This is a genomic window from Microbacterium sp. AC215 (genome assembly GCF_979258645.1).
Map to the genome: position 1 here is coordinate 397,455 of NZ_OZ409869.1, position 18,548 is coordinate 416,002.

An 18,548-nucleotide genomic window follows, 5' to 3' on the forward strand; every position below is an offset into this window, starting at 1 on the left:
CGCTGGAGCGATGAGCGTGGTGCAGAGGATGGCGTCGGATGACGGTGTCCCCGATAATGCCGAGCGGTGTCCCTGTGGCTCCGGAGATCTCTTCGGCGGATGCTGCGGCCCGCTGCTCGGCGGCGCCGCTGCGCCGACGGCCGAACGCCTGATGCGCTCCCGGTTCACGGCGTTCGCGATCGGGGATGCCGCGTACCTCCTGGCGTCCTGGCATCCGTCGACCCGTCCGACCGACCTCGACCTCGACCTCGACGTGGTGTGGCGGCGGCTCGTGATCATCGATCGGGTCGACGGCGGACCCTTCGACCGAGAGGGCGTGGTCGAGTTCGAGGCGTTCTGGCGGCAGGATGCCGAGCGCGGTTCGCTGCGTGAACGGAGCCGCTTCGTGCGGGAGGAGCGCAGTTGGCTGTACCTCGACGGACAGGTCGGGTGATGGACGGGGCTGGGCAGCGACTAGATTTGAGAGCGTGAACGCCAGCCCAGAACACCAGCGCATCCTGCTCGACGTCGCCGACCTGGACCGGCGCATCGCGCAGGCTGAGCGCGCGCGCACCAAGCCGCCGCAGGCCGCTCGCATCGCCGAGCTCGTCGCCATCCGTCAGGAGCAGCTCCGAGAGCTGACGACTCTGACGGGTGTGCGCGATGACGTTCGCACCGAGCTCACGCGTCTCGAAGCCGATGTGAAGCTCGTCGAACAGCGTCGCGCCCGTGACGCCGATCGACTGGCCACGGCGACGAACTCGAAGGAGGCGCAGGCTCTCGAGCACGAGATCGCCAGTCTCGCCAAGCGCCAGAGCGATCTCGAGGATATCGAGCTCGACGTCATGGGGCGCGTGGAGGACGCAGACGCGGCGGTCGCCGCTCAGCAGGCACTGCTCGGGACGACCACCGCGGAGGGCACCGCGCTCACCGCTCAGGTCAAGGCCGACGTCGCCACTGCGACCGATCTGATCGCGCAGTTGACTCGCGACCGTGAGGCGGTCACGGCGACCCTTCCGGCGCCGCTCCTCGCCGAGTACACGCGTCGCGCTGCGAACAGTGCCGGTGCGGCGCTGCTCACCCGCGGAACGTGCGAGGGATGTCGGATCCTGCTCCCCGGCACCGACCTGAACGACATCCGCAATGCGGCAGACGACCTCGTGGTGTCCTGCCCCGAGTGCGGGTGCATCCTGGTGCGCACCGAGGAATCCGGGCTGTGATCCGCGCGCCGCGAGCGCGACGGCGGTGAGCTCGCGGCTCCAGACCGAACGTCGGATCGCCCTGGTCAAGGGCGCGACCGGTGCATACATCGCCGTGGAGCTCGACTCGGACGATGTCGAGGTCGCGCGCACAGAGCTCTCTCCGACCGAGATGCCGGTGTGGGTGGCCGAGCAGGAACGCGTCGATCCGCCCCGGTGGGTGATCCGCAGCGCCCGGGAGATCTACCCCGTGCTGCTCGCCTCGGGTGTTCTTCTCGGCCGATCGCACGATCTGGTGCTCTGCCACGCGATCCTCCGCGACACCGACACCGTCGCTCGTCCGCTCGCACCGTCCGCATCGTGGGTGCGACGCGAACCCGTCGACGACGCACCGGCATTGTTCGAGGTCGCCGAGCACAGCGATTCGCACGACCCCGTGGCGGATGCGCTCGATCAGTACCGCGAGCAGCGCCGAGTCCTGCGCGACAGCAAGGACGGGCGGCTGACCCTGCTCACGTCGGCCGAGTCGTCGGGTGGCCTCATCGCCGAGGAGATGCGCGCTGCCGGTCTGCCGTGGAACGAGTCCGTGCACGACGGCATCCTCACCGAGATCCTGGGCACTCGACCGATCGCGGGTGGCCTTCCCAGCCGCATGGTGGCTCAGGGTGAGAGGGTGCGCTCGATCCTCAGCGACCCCACGCTCAACCTCGAGAGCCAGCCGAAGCTGCTGCGCGCTCTGCACCGCGTCGGCGTGCAGGTCGAGTCGACGAGCCGGTGGGAGCTCGCCCAGCACAGCCACGCCGTGGTCGAACCGCTCCTGGCCTACAAGAAGCTGTCTCGGCTGCTGAGCGCGAATGGGTGGGCCTGGCTCGCCGAGTGGGTGCACGACGGCCGGTTCCGACCGATCTACATCACGGGCGGCGTCGTGACGGGACGATGGGCATCGGCGGGTGGCGGCGCCCTCCAGCTGCCGCGCAATCTGCGCGCCGCCGTGCGCGCTGACGACGGATGGACGCTCGTCGTCGCGGATGTCGCGCAGCTCGAGCCGCGGATGCTGGCCGGCATGGCCGGTGACCGCGCGATGGCCCGGGCGGCCCAGGGCAAGGACCTCTATGAGGGTGTCGTCGAGTCCGGCGCGGTCGCCACGCGAGAGGAGGCCAAGTACGCCGTCCTCGGGGCGATGTACGGCGCGACCACCGGTGACAGCGGCAGGTTGGTCCCTCGATTGCGCAAGGTGTACCCGCGCGCGATGGCCCTCGTCGACCGCGCCGCCCGTTTCGGAGAGGACGGGGGAGTCGTCTCGACGTGGTTGGGACGATCGTCTCCTCGCCCGTCGACGGAGTGGGAGGCGATGCAGGCTGCGGCTACGGGCGCGGATGCCGACCCTGCCGAGGTCGCCCTCGCCCGGCGTCGGGCCCGGGACTGGGGTCGCTTCACCCGCAACTTCGTGGTGCAGGGGACCGCAGCCGAGTGGTCGTTGATCTGGTTGGCTGAGATCAGGCATCGCCTGCAACTGCTCCCCGTCGCGGAGCGCGAAGCGCCGGCATCCGGGATCTTCGGCGCCCGCGCACACCTGGCCTTCTTCCTGCACGACGAGGTGATCCTGCATGTCCCGCAGGAGCAGGCGGATGCTGCGGCCGACGCGGTGCGCGAGGCCGCGGCTGTGGCCACCCGCCGCCTCTTCGGCAACTTCCCGATCGAGGTGCCGCTCGATCTCCGCATCGCGGAGTCGGCGGAGAAGTAGCGCAGCCTGGTCGTAGACTGGAGCTGTGAATGGGTCGACTGGACGGCCGCGTGGCGGGCAACCGCACCGAGGAACGTCCGGGCTCCTCAGGGCAGGACGGTGGGTAACGCCCACCCGGAGCAATCCGCGAGAAAGTGCCACAGAGAGCAGACCGCCCCGCAAGGGGTAAGGGTGAAAGGGTGGTGTAAGAGACCACCGGGGGCCATGGTGACATGGCCCGCCAGGTAAACCTCGTCCGGAGCAAGGTCAGACAGAGGATGTTGACGCGGCTCGCCGAGTCCTCGGGTAGACCGCTAGAGTGCCACGGCAACGTGTCGCCGAGAGAGATGGCCGTCGAAGGGGCGAAGAACCCCGGAACAGAACCCGGCGTACAGGTCGGCCCATTCGCACCCACCTCCTGAGCAGGGCCGCGCTGGCTTCCTGGCCGGATGCTCGATAGCGTTCGGGCATGTCGAACCGTCCTGCCGCCACGGCGCTCCTCGCGGCTCTGTCACTCGCAGCGCTCAGCGGGTGCACCGCCACGATGCCTGAGGTCGCAGCGACCACGGCAGCCGTTCAGCCCGCGGCTGTGCCGACGCCGAGCGACACGCCCGCGCCGACACCGACCCCACCCGCAGAGGCGAGTCGCTGCACGGTGCTGTCGATGATCTCGATCCCGGGATACAGCGAGGGAGACGAGGAACCCACCTTCTACGCGACATGGAACGGTGTCGCACCGGTGGACAACGGCGAGACCGACTTCGCTCGCGGCACGGTCACGCATACGTCAGACGGGCTCATCTCGACTTACACGGTCGCGGCGGGGGATGCGCCATCCGCCGTGAGGGAGCGGCTGTGCACGGACGTCTATGCGGCGATGACTTACAGCCGTCTGGGTTCGATGCTGTACCCCGGCGATGTGCTCACGCTGGGACCGGGAGCCATGGAGCCGCTCGTGACGGAGCCGTTCGTGAGCGAGCCGCAGCGTCAGTGAGAGCGGGGGAGCGTGGCGATCGCAGTTGCATTGCCGAGCAAGTCTTTTGCTTAGCTAGTTATCTTGATATGTTGTGCGCGTGACCGCGACTTCTGGGTCACCTGCCAGCAGGTCCCCAGCATGCTGGCGAGCGCCCCGCGAATTCCCCAGGTTCCCCGGGGCGCTCTTTTCTCTCGCTCACAGCATCGCCAGCGGTCGTCACGCCAGACGGTCCCGTCCCGGCTGATCCTCTCGAGGCGTGGAATCTTCGAGCTTCCTGCGCGCGAGGTTACGTCGCACCAGCGGCCAGAACAGCACGAGCACGCCGGTGGCGACGAGGCTCGTCCAGACCTGGGTGCGACCCCCTTCGCTGAACATCATCACGACGATCACCGCGGCGATGCATGCGATCAGGAGCACGTTCAGCCAGGGGTGCAGCCACATCTTGAGTTTCAGGTTCGCCACCTCTTCCGGCGTCATCTTCTGGCGGAGTCGCCACTGTGTGACGGCGATGAAGACGTACACGAACAGTGCGACCAGGCCCGCCGAGTTCATGATGAAGTCGAAGATGCCCGATCCCGGGGTGAAGAAGTTCACGAGCGTCGCGATCAGGCCGCCGCTGGTCGAGGCGAGCAGCGCCATCACCGGGACACTGCTCTTCGACCGCTTCGCCACGATCTTCGGCGCGAAGCCCTGCTCGGCGAGGGCCGCGAACATGCGCGACGCCGAGTACAGGCCAGAGTTGAGCACCGAGATCACCGCCGTGAAGATGACGAGCTGCATGATCATGCTCGCGCCCGGGATGCCGAACTGCTCGAGGGCGTAGGTGAAGGGCGCGTTGGCGACGTCGGTCGGCACAGGCAGTTCGTTCCAGGGCACCACGGTGACGATGATGAGCACCGAGCCGACGAAGAACAGCAGGATGCGCCAGATGATCGTGCTCGTCGCCTGACGGATGCCCTTGGCGGGATCCTCCGATTCGGCGGAGGCCATGACGGCGATCTCGGTGCCGAAGTACGAGAAGATCACCAGGGCCACACCCGTGAACGCGACTCCGAAGCCGTTCGGGGCGAATCCGCCGTGTTCCCAGAGGTTGGAGATCGACACCTCCGAGTTCGGCCACAGGCCGAAGGCGAACAGCAGACCCGCGCCGAGGAAGACGACGATCGCGAGCACCTTGACGCTGGCGAGCCAGAACTCCACCTCGCCGAACGCGCGCACCGAGATGATGTTCGTGCCGACGAAGATGCCGATGAGGATCAGCGACCAGGCCCATGACGGCACGGCGGGGAACCAGCTCGCCATCGTCTCGCCGCCCAGCACCGCCTCATACGCGAGGACTCCGACCCAGAAGTACCAGTACAGCCATCCCACGAGGTAGGCGGCCCAGTTGCCGAGGCCCACTCGCGCATATTCCATGAACGAGCCGATCGCCGGGCGCGACGCCGCCATCTCGCCCAGCATGCGCATGGCGAGGAAGACGAGCAGGCCGCCGATGAGGTACGACAGCACGGCGGCCGGACCCACGGCGCGGATGACATTCCCGGATCCGACGAACAGGCTCGCTCCGATGATGCCGCCGAGGGTGATCATGGTGACGTGACGCGACCGCAGCTTCTTCGCCTGTGGTCTGTCGACGGGCACCATCCCGGCTGTCGTCTCCGGCGATACCGGCCGGTCCCATGATGATTCGGATGGTTCGTTCATCTCGACGCTGCCTTTCGTTGCCGTCCGGTCTCACCGTCGAGGCGCAGACGGGCGGGGTGCCATGGTGTCACGTCGCCGGGCCGCCGCGCGGGTGATCCGGTGAGACGCGCCGCAATCCCGGACGCGACGAAGGCCCCGCCGGATCGGCGGGGCCTTCGTCGTCTCTGTGGTCGGGGAATCAGTCGCCGGCGAGCGAAGCCGCGCCGATGATGCCGGAGTTGTTGCGGTGGATCGCCGGGACGATCGGTGTCTTGAGGTCGAGAAGCGGGAGGAAGTCACCGGCGTTCTTCGACACTCCGCCGCCGACCACGAACAGGTCGGGGCTGAAGAGGAACTCGATGTGCGAGTAGAACTTCTGCAGACGTTCCGCCCACTCCGCCCAGCTGAGTCCCTCGCGCTCGCGCGCCGAGGTGGCTGCATACGTCTCGACCGACTCGTACTCGCCGAAGTTCAGGTGGCCGAGCTCGGTGTTCGGCAGCAGGACTCCGTCGTACAGGAATGCCGAGCCGATGCCCGTGCCGAGGGTCGTGAGCAGCGTGAAGCCGCGCACATCCCGCGCCGCGCCGTGGCGGGCCTCCGCGACGCCGGCGGCATCCGCATCGTTGACGAAGACGATGTTGCGCCCGAGCCCGTCGCGGAAGAACCGCTCGGCGTCGAAGTCGATCCATTCCTTCGAGACGTTGGCGGCCGAGAGCGTCTTGCCGCGCTTGACGATCGCCGGGAACGCCACGCCGAGGGGAAGAGTCGTGTCCTTGACGTCGAGCGTCTTCAGAACCGTCTGCACGGCCTGCAGGACGTCCTGCGGTGATGCGCCCTCAGGAGTGGGTACGCGTACCCTGTCCGAGGCCATGGTGCCGTGCTCGAGGTCGACCAGACCTGCCTTGATACCCGTGCCGCCGATGTCGACGCCGATCGCTTTTGCCATGCTGGTTAGCTTAGCGACCACGCTCAGCGCCAGTAGGATCGATGACACCACGTGAAGAAGGGGATCGGCCATGTCGAACGGCGATGAGAAGTACTGGTACAACCTGGAGACCGGCCAGGTGGAATTCGGCATGATCTCCGCATCGGCCGACCGCGTCGGCCCCTTCGACACCGAGGCTGAGGCGTCTCGGGCTCCCGAGAAGCTCAAGGAGCGTTCGCGCGCCTGGGCTGAGGAGGAAGCAGCCGAGAGCGGCTGGGACGCCGGTATCGGCAAGGCCGAGTGACCGTGGACAAGCAGAGGGATTTCGTCCTCCGGACGATCGAAGAGCGCGGCGTCAAGTTCGTCCGCCTGTGGTTCACCGATGTGATTGGCACGCTCAAGTCCGTCGCCATCGCGCCGGCCGAGGTCGAGGGCGCGTTCGCCGAGGGCATCGGATTCGACGGCTCGGCCATCGAGGGCCTGACCCGCAGCTACGAGTCCGACCTGCTCGCCCAGCCCGACCCCACCACCTTCCAGACCCTGCCGTGGCGCGGCGAGATCGACCCGACCGCGCGCATGTTCTGCGACATCACGACGCCGGACGGCCGTCCTGCCGTCTCCGACCCCCGCCATGTGCTCAAGCGCACGCTCGCCAAGGCGGCGGATGCCGGATTCACGTTCTACACGCACCCCGAGATCGAGTTCTACCTCCTCAAGTCGTCGTCGTTCGGTCCTGAGGGTCCGGTTCCGGTCGACTCCGCCGGCTACTTCGACAACGTTCCCGGCGGCACGGCACACGACTTCCGCCGCCGTTCCGTGCGGATGCTCGAGGATCTCGGCATCTCCGTCGAGTTCAGCCACCACGAGGGCGGCCCGGGTCAGAACGAGATCGACCTGCGCTACGCGGACGCGTTGACGATGGCCGACAACGTCATGACCTTCCGCACCGTCATCAAAGAGGTCGCGATCGAGCAGGGCGTCTACGCCACCTTCATGCCGAAGCCGCTGAGCGGTCACCCCGGAAGCGGCATGCACACGCACATGTCGCTCTTCGAGGGCGAGCGCAACGCGTTCTATGAAGAGGGCGCCAAGTACCAGCTCTCCAAGACCGGACGACACTTCATCGCCGGCCTGCTGCGACACGCCAACGAGATGGCGGCGGTGACCAACCAGTTCGTGAACTCCTACAAGCGGCTCTGGGGCGGCGACGAGGCTCCGAGCTTCGTCACCTGGGGCCACAACAACCGCTCCGCTCTGGTGCGCGTGCCGATGTACAAGCCCAACAAGGGCGGTTCGTCGCGTGTCGAGTACCGCGCGCTCGACTCGGCAGCCAACCCGTATCTCGCGTACGCCCTCATGCTCGCGGCCGGCCTCAAGGGCATCGAGGAGGAGTACGAGCTGCCTCCCGAGGCCGAGGACAACGTGTGGTCGCTCAGCGACGCAGAGCGCCGCGCGCTCGGCTATTCTGCGCTTCCGGCGAGCCTCGACCACGCGCTCGAGTACATGGAGAGCTCCGAGCTCGTCGCCGAGACCCTCGGCGAATCGGTCTTCAACTACGTGCTGCTCAACAAGCGCAAGGAGTGGGAGGCCTACCGCGGCCAGGTCACTCCGCTGGAGCTGAAGAACAACCTCGAGCTGCTCTGAGCGTCGCCGATGGCCCGTTCGGACGACTCCGTCTCTCTCTCCGCGCTGGCCAGGCTGGGGTTCGCCGAGCTCAGTGAGGCGGCGGCAAATCTCACCGAGCTCGCGACCCTGATCGGAGTCGAGCGCTCACTTCTGCTCAGCGAGGCGGACGCGGCCGACCCCGATGCGGCGGTCGAGGGGATGCTGCGCGTGGCACGGCGCGATGCGGCACCCATCGCCGCCCTGTTCACCGACCAGCGGGCGCGCCGACGTGCGTGGCGGGTGTTCGGGGCGTCGCAGGGCTTCGCCGACTTCTTCCTGCGGCATCCGACCGAGATCTCGGTGCTCGGCGACACGTCCACCGAACTGCCGTCTGCGCACGAGCTGCGCGATCGGATGCTCGAGGCCGTCGGAGCGCGCGACGGATTCGCCGAGTCGGGCGATGACAGCGCGGTGGTCACGCTGCGTGTGGCGTATCGCCGCAACCTCGCTCTGATCGCCGCGATCGACCTGACGGCGCACAATCCTGTGCGCATCGTCGCGGATGTCGCCGCCGCGCTGGCCGATATCGCGGGCGCGGCGCTGGAGGCATCTCTGGCGATCGCGCGCCGGCGGCTGGTCGACACGATGAGTCGCGAGCAGGTCGCGGCCACGCAGCTGGCGATCATCGGCATGGGCAAGGCGGGTGCACGCGAGCTGAACTACGTCAGCGATGTCGATGTGATCTTCGTCGGCGGAACCGCAGACGAGGACGCCGTCCCGGAGTCGCGCGCGATCGACATCGCGACCCGTCTCGCGAGGGAGACGATGCGAGGACTGAGCGGCATCGAGGTCGAGCCCCCGCTGTGGGAGGTCGACGCCGCGCTCCGTCCCGAAGGCAAGCAGGGCGCGCTCGTCCGGTCGCTCGGCTCGCACCTGGCCTACTACGACCGCTGGGCGAAGAGCTGGGAGTTCCAGGCGCTACTGAAGGCGCGACCCCTCGCGGGCGATGCGGAGCTCGGCGCCGAGTACATCGCCGCCGTGCAGCCGAAGGTCTTCTCCAGTGCCGCGCGTGAGAACTTCGTCGACAGCGTGCAGCGCATGCGCGAGCGGGTCATGGAGCACATCGACCCCGAGGATGCCCCGTACCAGCTCAAACTCGGCTCGGGCGGCCTGCGGGACATCGAGTTCACCGTGCAGCTGCTGCAGCTCGTGCACGGCCTCACAGACCCCCGTCTGCGCACGCGGGGCACACTCGAGAGCCTCGACGCCCTGGTGGAGGGCGGCTACATCGGCCGGGCCGAGGCTGCGTCTTTCGCCGATGACTACTGCGTGCTGCGGTTGATGGAGCACAGGTTGCAGCTCCGCGAGCTCAGCCGCACCCACCTGATGCCCCGCACACCGGCGGGCCTTCGGGTGCTCGCGCGCAGCACCGGCCTGGGCGAGTCCGGTGAAGCGATCTGGGCGCGCTGGGAGAGCGTGCGGCGGGAGGTGCGCGACATCCACACCCGCCTGTTCTACCGGCCTCTCCTGAGCGCTGTGGCGGCGCTGCCGGAAGAGGAGCGCACGCTCTCCACGGCACAGGCGCACGACCGGCTCATGGCGATCGGCTTCCGCGATCCGGCCGGCGCCCTGCGCCACATCGGTGCACTCACCACCGGATTGAGCCGCAAGGCGACCATCCAGCGGCATCTCATGCCTGTGATGGTGCGCTGGTTCGCCGACGGCAGCGACCCCGACTATGCGTTGATCTCGTTCCGTCGCATCAGCGAACGCCTCGGCGACACTCCCTGGTTCCTCCGGATGCTGCGTGATTCCTCGGGCGCTGCCGAGAGCCTGACGCGCCTCCTCTCGTCGTCGCGCTACGTCGGCGAGCTCATGGAGTGGATCCCCGAGTCCGTCGCCTGGCTCGACAGCAGCGAGCTGCTGCGGCCCCGCAGCGGGGCCGCTCTCGACGAGGAGGCCAGGGCCATCCAGACGCGGCACAGGAACGTCGGCGACGCACTGCAGGCGGTGCGAGCGCTGCGGCGGCGCGAGCTGCTGCGAACGGCGATGGGCGGCGTCCTCGACGTGCTCTCGATCGAGCAGATCGCGACGTCCCTGACCGAGATCACCGACGCGACGATCCAGGCGGCGCTGCGCGCGGTCCGCCGCGAGATCGTCCCGCTCGACGATGAGGCGCTCGACTTCGCGGTGATCGGCATGGGGCGGTTCGGGGGAGCGGAGCTGGGCTTCGGCTCCGATGCCGACATCCTCTACGTGTACGACGCGAACGGCGTCGATCCGCAACGCGCGCAGACGCTCGCCACGCGCATCGTCGCCGGCCTCCGAGAGCACCTCACCGACCACCGTGTGCCGTTGGACCTCGATGCCGATCTCCGTCCGGAGGGACGCAACGGACCCGTCGTCCGATCGATCGAGGCGTATGCGGAGTACTACCGGCGCTGGTCGCTCTCCTGGGAGGCTCAGGCACTCCTGCGGGCGAGAGGCGTGGCGGGCAGCGCGACTCTCATCGAGAAGTTCACCGCCCTCGCCGACAGCATCCGCTACCCCGCCGAGATCGACCTGCAGGGAACCCGCGAGATCAAGCGCATCAAGGCGCGAGTCGAGGGGGAGCGGCTGCCTCAGGGAGTCGATCCTCGTCGACACCTGAAGCTCGGTCCGGGCACACTGAGCGACGTCGAGTGGCTGGTGCAGCTGCTCCAGCTGCAGCACGCCCATGACGTACCGGCCCTGCGCACCACGTCGACGCTCACGGCGCTCCAGGCGGCCGTCGACGCAGGCTACGTTCCCGCCGAATCCGCCGATCTCCTCCGGGCCGCGTGGCTGCTGTCGAGCCGTCTGCGATCCGCGATCACCCTCTACACGGGCAAGACGAGCGACGTGCTCCCGACCGATCCGCGCGACCTCGACGCCATCGGTCGGCTGCTCGGGTACCCCGACCGTTCGGCGAGCATTCTCGACGACGACTACCTCGGCGTGACCCGACGTGCGCGCCGGGCATTCGAGCAGCTCTTCTACGGCTAGCCTGGCTCCATGACGATCTCGAAGCTCGGTGTGATCTGGAACCCCTCGAAGGTCGACGGGGACTCGCTGCGCGCAGCCGTCGCCGAGACCTTCGTGTCCGACGGTGTCGGCACTCCTGTCGAGTGGTGGGAGACCAGCATCGAGGACCCGGGGCGGGGAATGGCCGCCGAAGCTGTGGCCGCAGGCTGCGACGTGGTGATCGCCGTCGGCGGCGACGGCACCGTCCGGGCGGTCGCTGAATCGTTGGCGGGCACGGACGCCGCGCTGGGCATCGTGCCGCAGGGCACGGGCAACCTGCTCGCGCGGAACCTCGAGATCCCCCTGAACGACATCCCCGCCGCGTTGGTTCGGGTGCGCGACGGCGAGCCGCAGCGGATCGACATGGGCTGGGTCGACCACGACGGCACCGAGCACGCGTTCGTGGTGATGGTCGGTTTCGGCATTGACGCGCAGATGCTGGTCGAGACCGACGAGGACCTGAAGAACCGAGCCGGATGGATCGCCTACGTCGAGGCGATGGGACGTGCTCTCGCCGGCACCGAGATGACCGACATCACCCTGACGCTCGACGATCAGGAGCCGCAGGGGCTTCGCGGTCACACCATGCTGATCGGCAACTGCGGCATGCTGCAGGGCGGCATCCGTCTCCTGCCGGATGCAGTGCTCGACGACGGGTTGCTCGACATGCTGCTCGTGAGCGCCGAAGGGCCCCTCCAGTGGCTCGACACCGTCCGTGCCTTCGTGTGGGAGAACGGCATCCGTCGCATGATGGGCAATGTCGACACCGCTGTGAGCACCGACTCGACGACGCACATCTCCGCGGAGCGGGTGCGCGTGCAGCTCGCGTCACCGCAGATGTTCGAGATCGATGGCGAAGAGGTCGGACACATCTCCGACTTCACCGTGCGGGTCCAGCCCGCCGCCCTCACCGTTCGCTGAGGGTTCCCGGTGGGACGACCTTGCTGTCCTGCGTCGGGAAGACGACCTTCTGCACGATGATGATGATGCTCGCGGCGACGGGGATGGCGACGAGTGCGCCGAGGATCCCGCCGAGTGCGCCACCGGCGACGGCCGCGATCACCACGAGCGCTCCGGGAACGGCGACCGCCTTGTTCATGATTCGCGGGGACAGGACGTATGCCTCGATCTGCATGTAGACGAGGTAGTAGCCGAACGCGATGAGAGCGGTCACCGGGCTCACGATGAGGCAGATCAGCGCATTGATGATCGAGGCGCTCAACGTTCCGACGAGCGGGATCATCGAGCCGATGAAGGCGATCAGCGCGAGAAGCGCCGGCACGGGGGCTCCGATGATGCTCAGCACGATCAGGCTCAGGATGCCGTTGATGAGCGCCAGGCTGGCCTGCCCCATCACGTAGCGCCCGACGGCGCCGGAGACGTCTTCGAGGAGTCCTCCGAAGGTGTCGCGCTGGTAGGACGGGACGAAGCGCACCGCGACGCGCTTCATGCTGCGAAGCGAGGCCATGAAGTACAGGGTCAGGATGAGCACGATGGTGACGCCGGTGAAGCCGCCGGCGATGCCGGCGCCGACCGCGAAGACTCCGCCGCTGATGTTGAGGATGTTGCCCGGATCCTGGACGAAGCTCAGCACGCCCTGCGCCGCGTCGTCGAAGGTGGAGCCGAACTGCTCGCTCACGTCCTTGAACCAGGCGCTGGACATGAAGTCCTCGACCATCTTCGGGCCGTCCTGGATCAGGTTGGTCACCTGCTCGATGAGAAGAGGCACGATGGCCAGGATGATGCCGGCGAAGACCAGGATCACGACGGACACGACGATGGCGACGGCGGCCGGGCGAGGGAGCTTGCGTTCGATGAACGAGACGATCGGGTCGAGCCCGAGTGCGAGGAAGATCGCCACCCCGATGTAGACCAGCACCGTGGCGAGCTGGTTGACGATTCCGCCGAGCATGAGCGCGACGAGCACACCCAGAGCACCGAGGAGGCCGAACATGAACGGGTTGATCCGGGCGATCGCCGCGGCCGCTGTCTTCGGCTGCGCGGGAGGAGTCTCGGTGGTGTGGACCCTCTTCGGCTGCAGCCTGTCGTACTTGCGGCGCATGATGGCCCCCCACTTGTGTTCATTCGGACCCCTCAGTTGACCAGTAGGGGCGGGTGAAAGCAAGCGCGACACGGTCGTGCGAGCGGCGGATCCCCCATGCGGGGGATGCGGTGACCGCCAGGCGTTCGTACGGTGGATGACGTGACGGATGCAGAGAAGGATTCCCAGAAGAAGCCTCAGAACGGTCTTGCAGTCGGCCTCGGCCTGGGCATCGCCGTCGGTGCGGGGCTCGGACTCACCGTGTTCGACAACCTCGCACTCGGAATGGGCCTCGGCCTCTCGATCGGCGTCGCGATCGGCGTCGCTGTGGATTCGCGCGCCGGCGAGTGAGAACTTCCGCGACCGGGGGGATGCCGCGGGCTCGCGTAGTCTTCAGAACATGGCGAAGCGGGGTGGACGGGGTGCACGGTGGCGGTACCGCCGCGAGTGGCTGCTGACTGCGGTGTCGGCGCTGCTCTTCGCCTACATGGTCGGGCTCGTGCTGGTCACGCTGACCTGGAGCGTCGCGTACTCCCTCCCGCAATGGATCCTCATCGGAGTCATGGTGACCGGGTCGGCCGTGCTGCTCGCGTGGCAGGTGCGCAAGGTCCGCGGGCTTCGACGCAGCCACGACCGGTGAGCTCGGCGCCGCCGTCCGTCGCCCAGGGCTACACCGTAGCGGGCGCGTAGGCCCATCCCGGCCCGGCTCGAACGAGCAGCCTCCCTCTCCGAAAAACTGGACGCGGAGCCGGGGTGAGCTCACGCGCCTAGGGCGGGACCGAGAAAGACTCTACGCGAGACGCACAGAGAGCCCGCCAGGCATGGCCTGACGGGCTCTCTGTGCGATTCGGCGGACCTACCCCCGGAATCCCGCGGGATCTGGTTACACCCCGAAGTACAGCTCGTACTCGAACGGGTGCGGGCGCTGAGCCATCGGCAGGATCTCGTTCTCGTACTTGTACGAGATCCAGGTCTCGATGAGCTCCTCGGTGAAGACGCCACCCTCGAGGAGGAACTGGTGGTCCTCCTTCAGTGCGTCGAGCGAGTCGAGCAGCGAGTTCGGGACCTGCGGGATGTTCTTCGCCTCCTCGGGGGGAAGCTCGTAGAGGTCCTTGTCGACGGGCTCGTGCGGCTCGATGCGGTTCTTGATGCCGTCGAGGCCGGCCATGAGCTGCGCGGCGAAGGCGAGGTACGGGTTGCCCGATGCGTCAGGCGCGCGGAACTCGATGCGCTTGGCCTTCGGGTTGGAGCCCGTGATCGGGATGCGGATGGCAGCCGAGCGGTTTCCGGCCGAGTAGACCAGGTTGACCGGAGCCTCGAAGCCCTTGACCAGACGGTGGTAGCTGTTCAGGGTCGGGTTCGTGAAGGCGAGCAGCGCCGGAGCGTGCGCCAGGATGCCGCCGATGTACCAGCGAGCGATGTCGCTGAGCTGACCGTAGCCGGCCTCGTCGTAGAAGAGCGGCTTGCCGTCGTTCCACAGCGACTGGTGCGTGTGCATTCCCGAGCCGTTGTCGCCGTACAGCGGCTTCGGCATGAAGGTGGCGACCTTGCCCCACTCTTCGGCGGTGTTCTTGACGATGTACTTGAACTTCAGGATGTCGTCCGCCGAGTGCACCATGGTGTCGAAGCGGTAGTTGATCTCCTGCTGGCCGGCGGTGCCGACCTCGTGGTGCGAGCGCTCGAGGATGAACCCGGCGTCGATCAGCTTCAGGGTGATGTCGTCGCGCAGGTCAGCGGTCTTGTCGACCGGGCTGACGGGGAAGTAGCCACCCTTGTACGGGGTCTTGTTGGCGAGGTTTCCGCCCTCTTCCTCACGACCGGTGTTCCACGCGGCCTCTTCGGAATCGACCTTGTAGAAGCTCTCGCCGGCGGTGACCGAGTAGCGCACGTCGTCGAAGATGTAGAACTCGGCCTCGGGGGCGAAGAACGCCGTGTCGGCGATGCCGGTGGAGGCGAGGTACTTCTCGGCCTTCTTCGCGACCTGGCGCGGGTCCTTCGAGTAGATCTCTCCCGTGCGCGGGTTGTAGATGTCGAAGATCATCACGAGGGTGCTCGCCTCGCGGAAGGGGTCCATGTATGCCGTCGTGACGTCAGGGATGAGCTGCATGTCGGACTCGTGGATGCTGGCGAAGCCACGGATCGAAGAGCCGTCGAACAGCTGTCCGTCCACGAAGAAGTCCTCGTCGACAGTGGCCGCAGGGATGTTGAAGTGCTGCTGAACACCAGGGAGATCAGTGAATCGGATGTCAAGGAACTTGACGTCGTTCTCCTTGATGTAGGTCAGCACCTCGGACGAATCTTTGAACATGTACGACTCCTGGATTGCGGATCGATGGCTTCACGGCCATTGTGCACAGTACGTGCGGGGCGTTACCCCACGGTATCCGCTTTGTTTCGAGCATGTTACGCGCCGGTAGGCTGGATACGTGACGGACGCTGTGAACACGTACCCCGGAGAACGACTCGGAATGCCGCAGACGGGGACGGGCAGCATCGCCCGCCCTGGACGGCGAATCGGGGCCCTTCTCATCGACTATGTGGCTGCGACGATCATCGCCACCGGGTTCCTCGGCTACGACCAGTTCGCACTGCCCGCCGAGGCCGGCCTCACCGTGTTCGCGCCGATGGCGGTCTTCGCCCTGCTGCAGATCCTCTTCGTCCCGACGGCCGGCGGAAGCCCCGGGCACCGTATCCTCGGCATGCGCGTGGTACGTCTGGGCGGCGGCTGGGTGGGGATCTGGCGTCCGATCGTCCGCACCCTGCTGATCATCATCGTGATCCCGGCGGTCATCTGGGACGCCGATCAGCGAGGAATCCACGACAAGGTGACGGGACTCGTGCTCATCCGCGCCTGATCGGGCTCACTCCTTGCCGCGATTGCGGCGTCTGGCCTCGCGCGGAGCGCGACCGCCGAGGAACGAACGGGCAGGGTCGACGATATAACCCTGTCGCAGCGCCTCGCGACCGATGAGCATGCGGAAACCCATCTCGTCCCGGTTGCTCAGCGTGACCTCCGCGAGCACCTCCCGATCATGCAGACGGATCAGCATCTCGACGACGAGTCGCTCCTGGGCATGGCCCGATGAGCTGCGCACGGCGCGGCGATCATGCACAGGGGACTCGACGATGACGGCATCCTCCTGGCTGTCCTGCCAGGGCTTCACACGGAACCGAACCCACGACACGCCGTCGCGCTCGAACTCCTGGATCTGGAATGCGTGCAGCGAAGAGGTGCGCGCGCCCGTGTCGATCTTGGCTTTGAGCCAGTCGACTCCGAGATCAGGCAGGCTCACCCATTCTCGCCACCCGATAAGGGTGTTTGAATGGGATGACTTACTCACCCGACCATCCTGGCAGGAAATCCCCCGTGAAGATCGCAGTGCTCTCCCGCGCGCCGCAGGCGTACTCCACCCAAAGGCTGCGCGCCGCTGCGCTCCAGCGAGGTCACAACGTCAAGGTGCTCAACACGCTGCGATTCGCGATCGACCTCACCGCAGACGAGCCCGACCTGCACTACCGGGGCCGTCAGCTCAGCGACTACGACGCGATCCTGCCTCGCATCGGCAACTCGATCACCTACTTCGGCACCGCCGTGGTGCGCCAGTTCGAGCAGATGGACGTCTACACGCCGAACACGGCGAACGGGATCTCGAGCGCGCGGGACAAGCTCCGCGCGAATCAGATCCTCTCGCGCCACAACATCGCGATGCCTCCCACGGCCTTCGTCCGCAACCGTGCGGACGTCCGTCCGGCGATCGAACGCGTCGGGGGTGCTCCTGTCGTCATCAAGCTCCTCGAGGGCACGCAGGGGATCGGTGTGATCCTCGCGCCGCAGGTGAAGGTGGCCGAGGCCATCATCGAGACGCTGCACTCGACCAAGCAGAACGTGCTGATCCAGAAGTTCATCTCCGAGAGCCGCGGGCGCGACATCCGCGCTCTCGTCGTGGGCGACCGCGTGGTCGCCGCGATGCGGCGATCGGCGGCGGGTGACGAGTTCCGCTCGAACGTCCACCGTGGAGGCTCGGTGGAAGCCGTCGAGCTCGATCCGATATACGAGCGCGCAGCCGTGCGCTCAGCCCAGATCATGGGGCTCCGCGTCGCCGGAGTCGACATGCTCGAAGGCGACGACGGCCCGCTCGTCATGGAGGTCAACTCGTCGCCTGGCCTGCAGGGCATCGAGACGGCCACGAAGCTCGACGTCGCAGGCGCCATCATCGACTACATCGCCGGCCAGGTCGCATTCCCCGAGATCGATGTGCGTCAGCGCCTGACCGTCTCCACGGGATACGGGGTCGCCGAGCTGATGGTGCACGGAGCTGTCGACCTCGTCGGCAAGACACTCGGCGAAGCCGGACTGTGGGAGCGCGACATCACCGTGCTCACGCTGCACCGCGGCGTCTCCGTCATCCCGAACCCGCGCAAGCACGTCGTCCTCGAGGCCGAGGATCGGCTCTTCTGCTTCGGCAAGCTCGACGAGATGCGGTCGATGGTTCCGGAACGTCGCCGTCGCCGCGCCAAGGTCCGTCGCCTTCCGCGTCAGCCGCTGTCGGAGTGAACGACGAAGCGCGGCCGCCCTCGCGATGAGGTGCGGCCGCGCTTCTGCGTGTGCGGGGGTCAGCTCAACGCGGACGCTGCGCCCGGACCTTGGTGGGGTCGATGCCCTTCGGGATCGGCAGCGACGAGATCGATTGCGACACGGATTCGATGCGTCGGATGACGGCACCCATGGTGGCCTTGTCGATGACCCTCGGAAGCTTCTTGATGGTCTTTGCGAGGTCGGCGATCGCGACGTCGTCGTCGCCGTGGCCGACGTAGAGCACCGTGACCGGCACGCCGTGGGCCACACGGGCGGCCTTGCTGCGCTCATCGTTGACCAGTCGGGTCAGACGGCCGCGGGAGCCCTCTCCGACGACCACGACGCCGCCGCGACCCACGGTGCGGTAGACGGCATCCTGCGTCTTCGGGTTGATGCCGACCGGCGTCTCGGATCCCTGCCAGTTGCGGCCGAGGCTCGTGCTCAGCACGTGGCCCGTGGCGCCGGGCATGCCGTCGATCTTCTGGTACATCGCAGAAGTCGACAGGCGCGTCATCAGGAACATCGCGCCGAGCAGGCCGAGCATCAGACCGGAGATGCCCCAGAGGATGAGAGTCCACACCTGGAACGGCGGGATCAGGTAGCCGACGATGAGGCCGATGAGGACACCGATGACCAGCAACGCGATCTGGGCCCAGGGCAGCCAGGGGTAGATCTCCCTCGTGAACTTGAAGAGGGACTTGATCTGGGAGAAGAATCCCGGACGCTTCTCGGGCGCGGACGTGCGGTTTGCCATGTGCATAAGAATACCGACTCCGGGGTGCGCTGATGGCGTCGTTCG

The 18,548-nt window shown here is 67.2% G+C and carries 18 protein-coding genes and 1 other RNA gene; 13 read left to right on the forward strand and 6 right to left on the reverse strand.

Annotated elements, in window-relative coordinates:
- The first annotated feature begins 10 nt into the window (after window positions 1-10).
- From ACZZZF_RS02145 to ACZZZF_RS02165, 5 genes are all read left to right on the forward strand, one after another.
- Complete coding sequence (locus ACZZZF_RS02145) at window positions 11-433, forward strand: YchJ family protein (protein ID WP_053096300.1); 423 nt, start codon at window positions 11-13, stop codon at window positions 431-433.
- Between the two features lie 34 nt (window positions 434-467).
- Window positions 468-1,199: a zinc ribbon domain-containing protein gene (locus ACZZZF_RS02150; protein ID WP_463496905.1), complete on the forward strand. Its 732-nt coding sequence runs from the start codon at window positions 468-470 to the stop codon at window positions 1,197-1,199.
- 25 nt (window positions 1,200-1,224) lie between these two features.
- A complete protein-coding gene (locus ACZZZF_RS02155) occupies window positions 1,225-2,922 on the forward strand; it encodes a bifunctional 3'-5' exonuclease/DNA polymerase (RefSeq protein WP_463496907.1) in 1,698 nt (565 codons plus the stop codon).
- A gap of 30 nt (window positions 2,923-2,952) precedes the next feature.
- An RNA gene (rnpB, locus tag ACZZZF_RS02160) (RNase P RNA component class A) lies at window positions 2,953-3,309 on the forward strand.
- 61 nt (window positions 3,310-3,370) lie between these two features.
- Entirely contained in the window at window positions 3,371-3,895 is a 525-nt protein-coding gene (locus ACZZZF_RS02165; RefSeq protein WP_400341057.1) for a hypothetical protein, read from the forward strand.
- 198 nt (window positions 3,896-4,093) lie between these two features.
- On the opposite strand, the gene ACZZZF_RS02170 is transcribed toward ACZZZF_RS02165, so the two are convergent.
- Together ACZZZF_RS02170 and ppgK are read right to left on the reverse strand one after the other, a co-directional pair.
- Window positions 4,094-5,581, reverse strand: a complete 1,488-nt coding sequence (locus ACZZZF_RS02170; RefSeq protein ID WP_463496909.1) for an amino acid permease — start codon at window positions 5,579-5,581, stop codon at window positions 4,094-4,096.
- A 178-nt stretch (window positions 5,582-5,759) separates the two neighbouring features.
- On the reverse strand, window positions 5,760-6,506 hold the full coding sequence (gene ppgK / locus ACZZZF_RS02175) for a polyphosphate--glucose phosphotransferase (RefSeq protein ID WP_053096292.1): 747 nt from the start codon (window positions 6,504-6,506) through the stop codon (window positions 5,760-5,762).
- A 70-nt stretch (window positions 6,507-6,576) separates the two neighbouring features.
- On the opposite strand from ppgK, the gene ACZZZF_RS02180 reads away from it, so the two are divergent.
- Genes ACZZZF_RS02180 through ACZZZF_RS02195 form a run of 4 tightly spaced genes read left to right on the forward strand, consistent with a single transcriptional unit; the run spans window position 6,577 to window position 12,053 of the window.
- Window positions 6,577-6,789, forward strand: a complete 213-nt coding sequence (locus tag ACZZZF_RS02180) for a hypothetical protein (RefSeq protein ID WP_053096290.1) — start codon at window positions 6,577-6,579, stop codon at window positions 6,787-6,789.
- A 2-nt stretch (window positions 6,790-6,791) separates the two neighbouring features.
- Window positions 6,792-8,129 (forward strand): type I glutamate--ammonia ligase, encoded by a 1,338-nt coding sequence (glnA, locus tag ACZZZF_RS02185; RefSeq protein ID WP_042541155.1) that lies wholly within the window; start codon window positions 6,792-6,794, stop codon window positions 8,127-8,129.
- 9 nt (window positions 8,130-8,138) lie between these two features.
- Window positions 8,139-11,114 (forward strand): bifunctional [glutamine synthetase] adenylyltransferase/[glutamine synthetase]-adenylyl-L-tyrosine phosphorylase, encoded by a 2,976-nt coding sequence (locus ACZZZF_RS02190; RefSeq protein ID WP_463496911.1) that lies wholly within the window; start codon window positions 8,139-8,141, stop codon window positions 11,112-11,114.
- Window positions 11,115-11,123: 9 nt separating this feature from the next.
- Window positions 11,124-12,053, forward strand: a complete 930-nt coding sequence (locus ACZZZF_RS02195) for a diacylglycerol/lipid kinase family protein (RefSeq protein ID WP_053096286.1) — start codon at window positions 11,124-11,126, stop codon at window positions 12,051-12,053.
- Here ACZZZF_RS02195 and ACZZZF_RS02200 read toward each other — a convergent pair.
- Window positions 12,040-13,194 (reverse strand): AI-2E family transporter, encoded by a 1,155-nt coding sequence (locus tag ACZZZF_RS02200; RefSeq protein WP_463496914.1) that lies wholly within the window; start codon window positions 13,192-13,194, stop codon window positions 12,040-12,042. The two genes, ACZZZF_RS02195 and ACZZZF_RS02200, sit on opposite strands and share 14 nt — an antisense overlap.
- 141 nt (window positions 13,195-13,335) lie before the next feature.
- On the opposite strand from ACZZZF_RS02200, the gene ACZZZF_RS02205 reads away from it, so the two are divergent.
- A complete protein-coding gene (locus ACZZZF_RS02205) occupies window positions 13,336-13,524 on the forward strand; it encodes a hypothetical protein (RefSeq protein WP_053096284.1) in 189 nt (62 codons plus the stop codon).
- A gap of 49 nt (window positions 13,525-13,573) precedes the next feature.
- Complete coding sequence (locus ACZZZF_RS02210) at window positions 13,574-13,813, forward strand: hypothetical protein (protein WP_372983497.1); 240 nt, start codon at window positions 13,574-13,576, stop codon at window positions 13,811-13,813.
- A 243-nt stretch (window positions 13,814-14,056) separates the two neighbouring features.
- On the opposite strand, the gene glnA (ACZZZF_RS02215) is transcribed toward ACZZZF_RS02210, so the two are convergent.
- On the reverse strand, window positions 14,057-15,481 hold the full coding sequence (gene glnA / locus ACZZZF_RS02215; protein ID WP_053096279.1) for a type I glutamate--ammonia ligase: 1,425 nt from the start codon (window positions 15,479-15,481) through the stop codon (window positions 14,057-14,059).
- Window positions 15,482-15,641: 160 nt separating this feature from the next.
- Between glnA (ACZZZF_RS02215) and ACZZZF_RS02220 the strand changes: the two genes are divergently transcribed.
- Window positions 15,642-16,028, forward strand: a complete 387-nt coding sequence (locus tag ACZZZF_RS02220) for an RDD family protein (protein ID WP_463499902.1) — start codon at window positions 15,642-15,644, stop codon at window positions 16,026-16,028.
- Between the two features lie 6 nt (window positions 16,029-16,034).
- Here the strand turns inward: ACZZZF_RS02220 and ACZZZF_RS02225 are convergent, their stop codons facing one another.
- Window positions 16,035-16,514, reverse strand: coding sequence for an ATP-dependent zinc protease family protein (locus ACZZZF_RS02225; RefSeq protein ID WP_053096276.1), 480 nt, complete (start codon window positions 16,512-16,514; stop codon window positions 16,035-16,037).
- Window positions 16,515-16,540: 26 nt separating this feature from the next.
- Between ACZZZF_RS02225 and ACZZZF_RS02230 the strand changes: the two genes are divergently transcribed.
- Complete coding sequence (locus ACZZZF_RS02230) at window positions 16,541-17,728, forward strand: RimK family alpha-L-glutamate ligase (RefSeq protein WP_053096274.1); 1,188 nt, start codon at window positions 16,541-16,543, stop codon at window positions 17,726-17,728.
- A 64-nt stretch (window positions 17,729-17,792) separates the two neighbouring features.
- Here ACZZZF_RS02230 and ACZZZF_RS02235 read toward each other — a convergent pair whose 3' ends face one another.
- Window positions 17,793-18,503 carry a DUF4191 family protein gene (locus ACZZZF_RS02235; RefSeq protein WP_463496916.1) on the reverse strand — a complete coding sequence of 237 codons (711 nt, stop codon included), beginning with the start codon at window positions 18,501-18,503 and terminating at the stop codon, window positions 17,793-17,795.
- Window positions 18,504-18,548 lie beyond the last annotated feature (45 nt).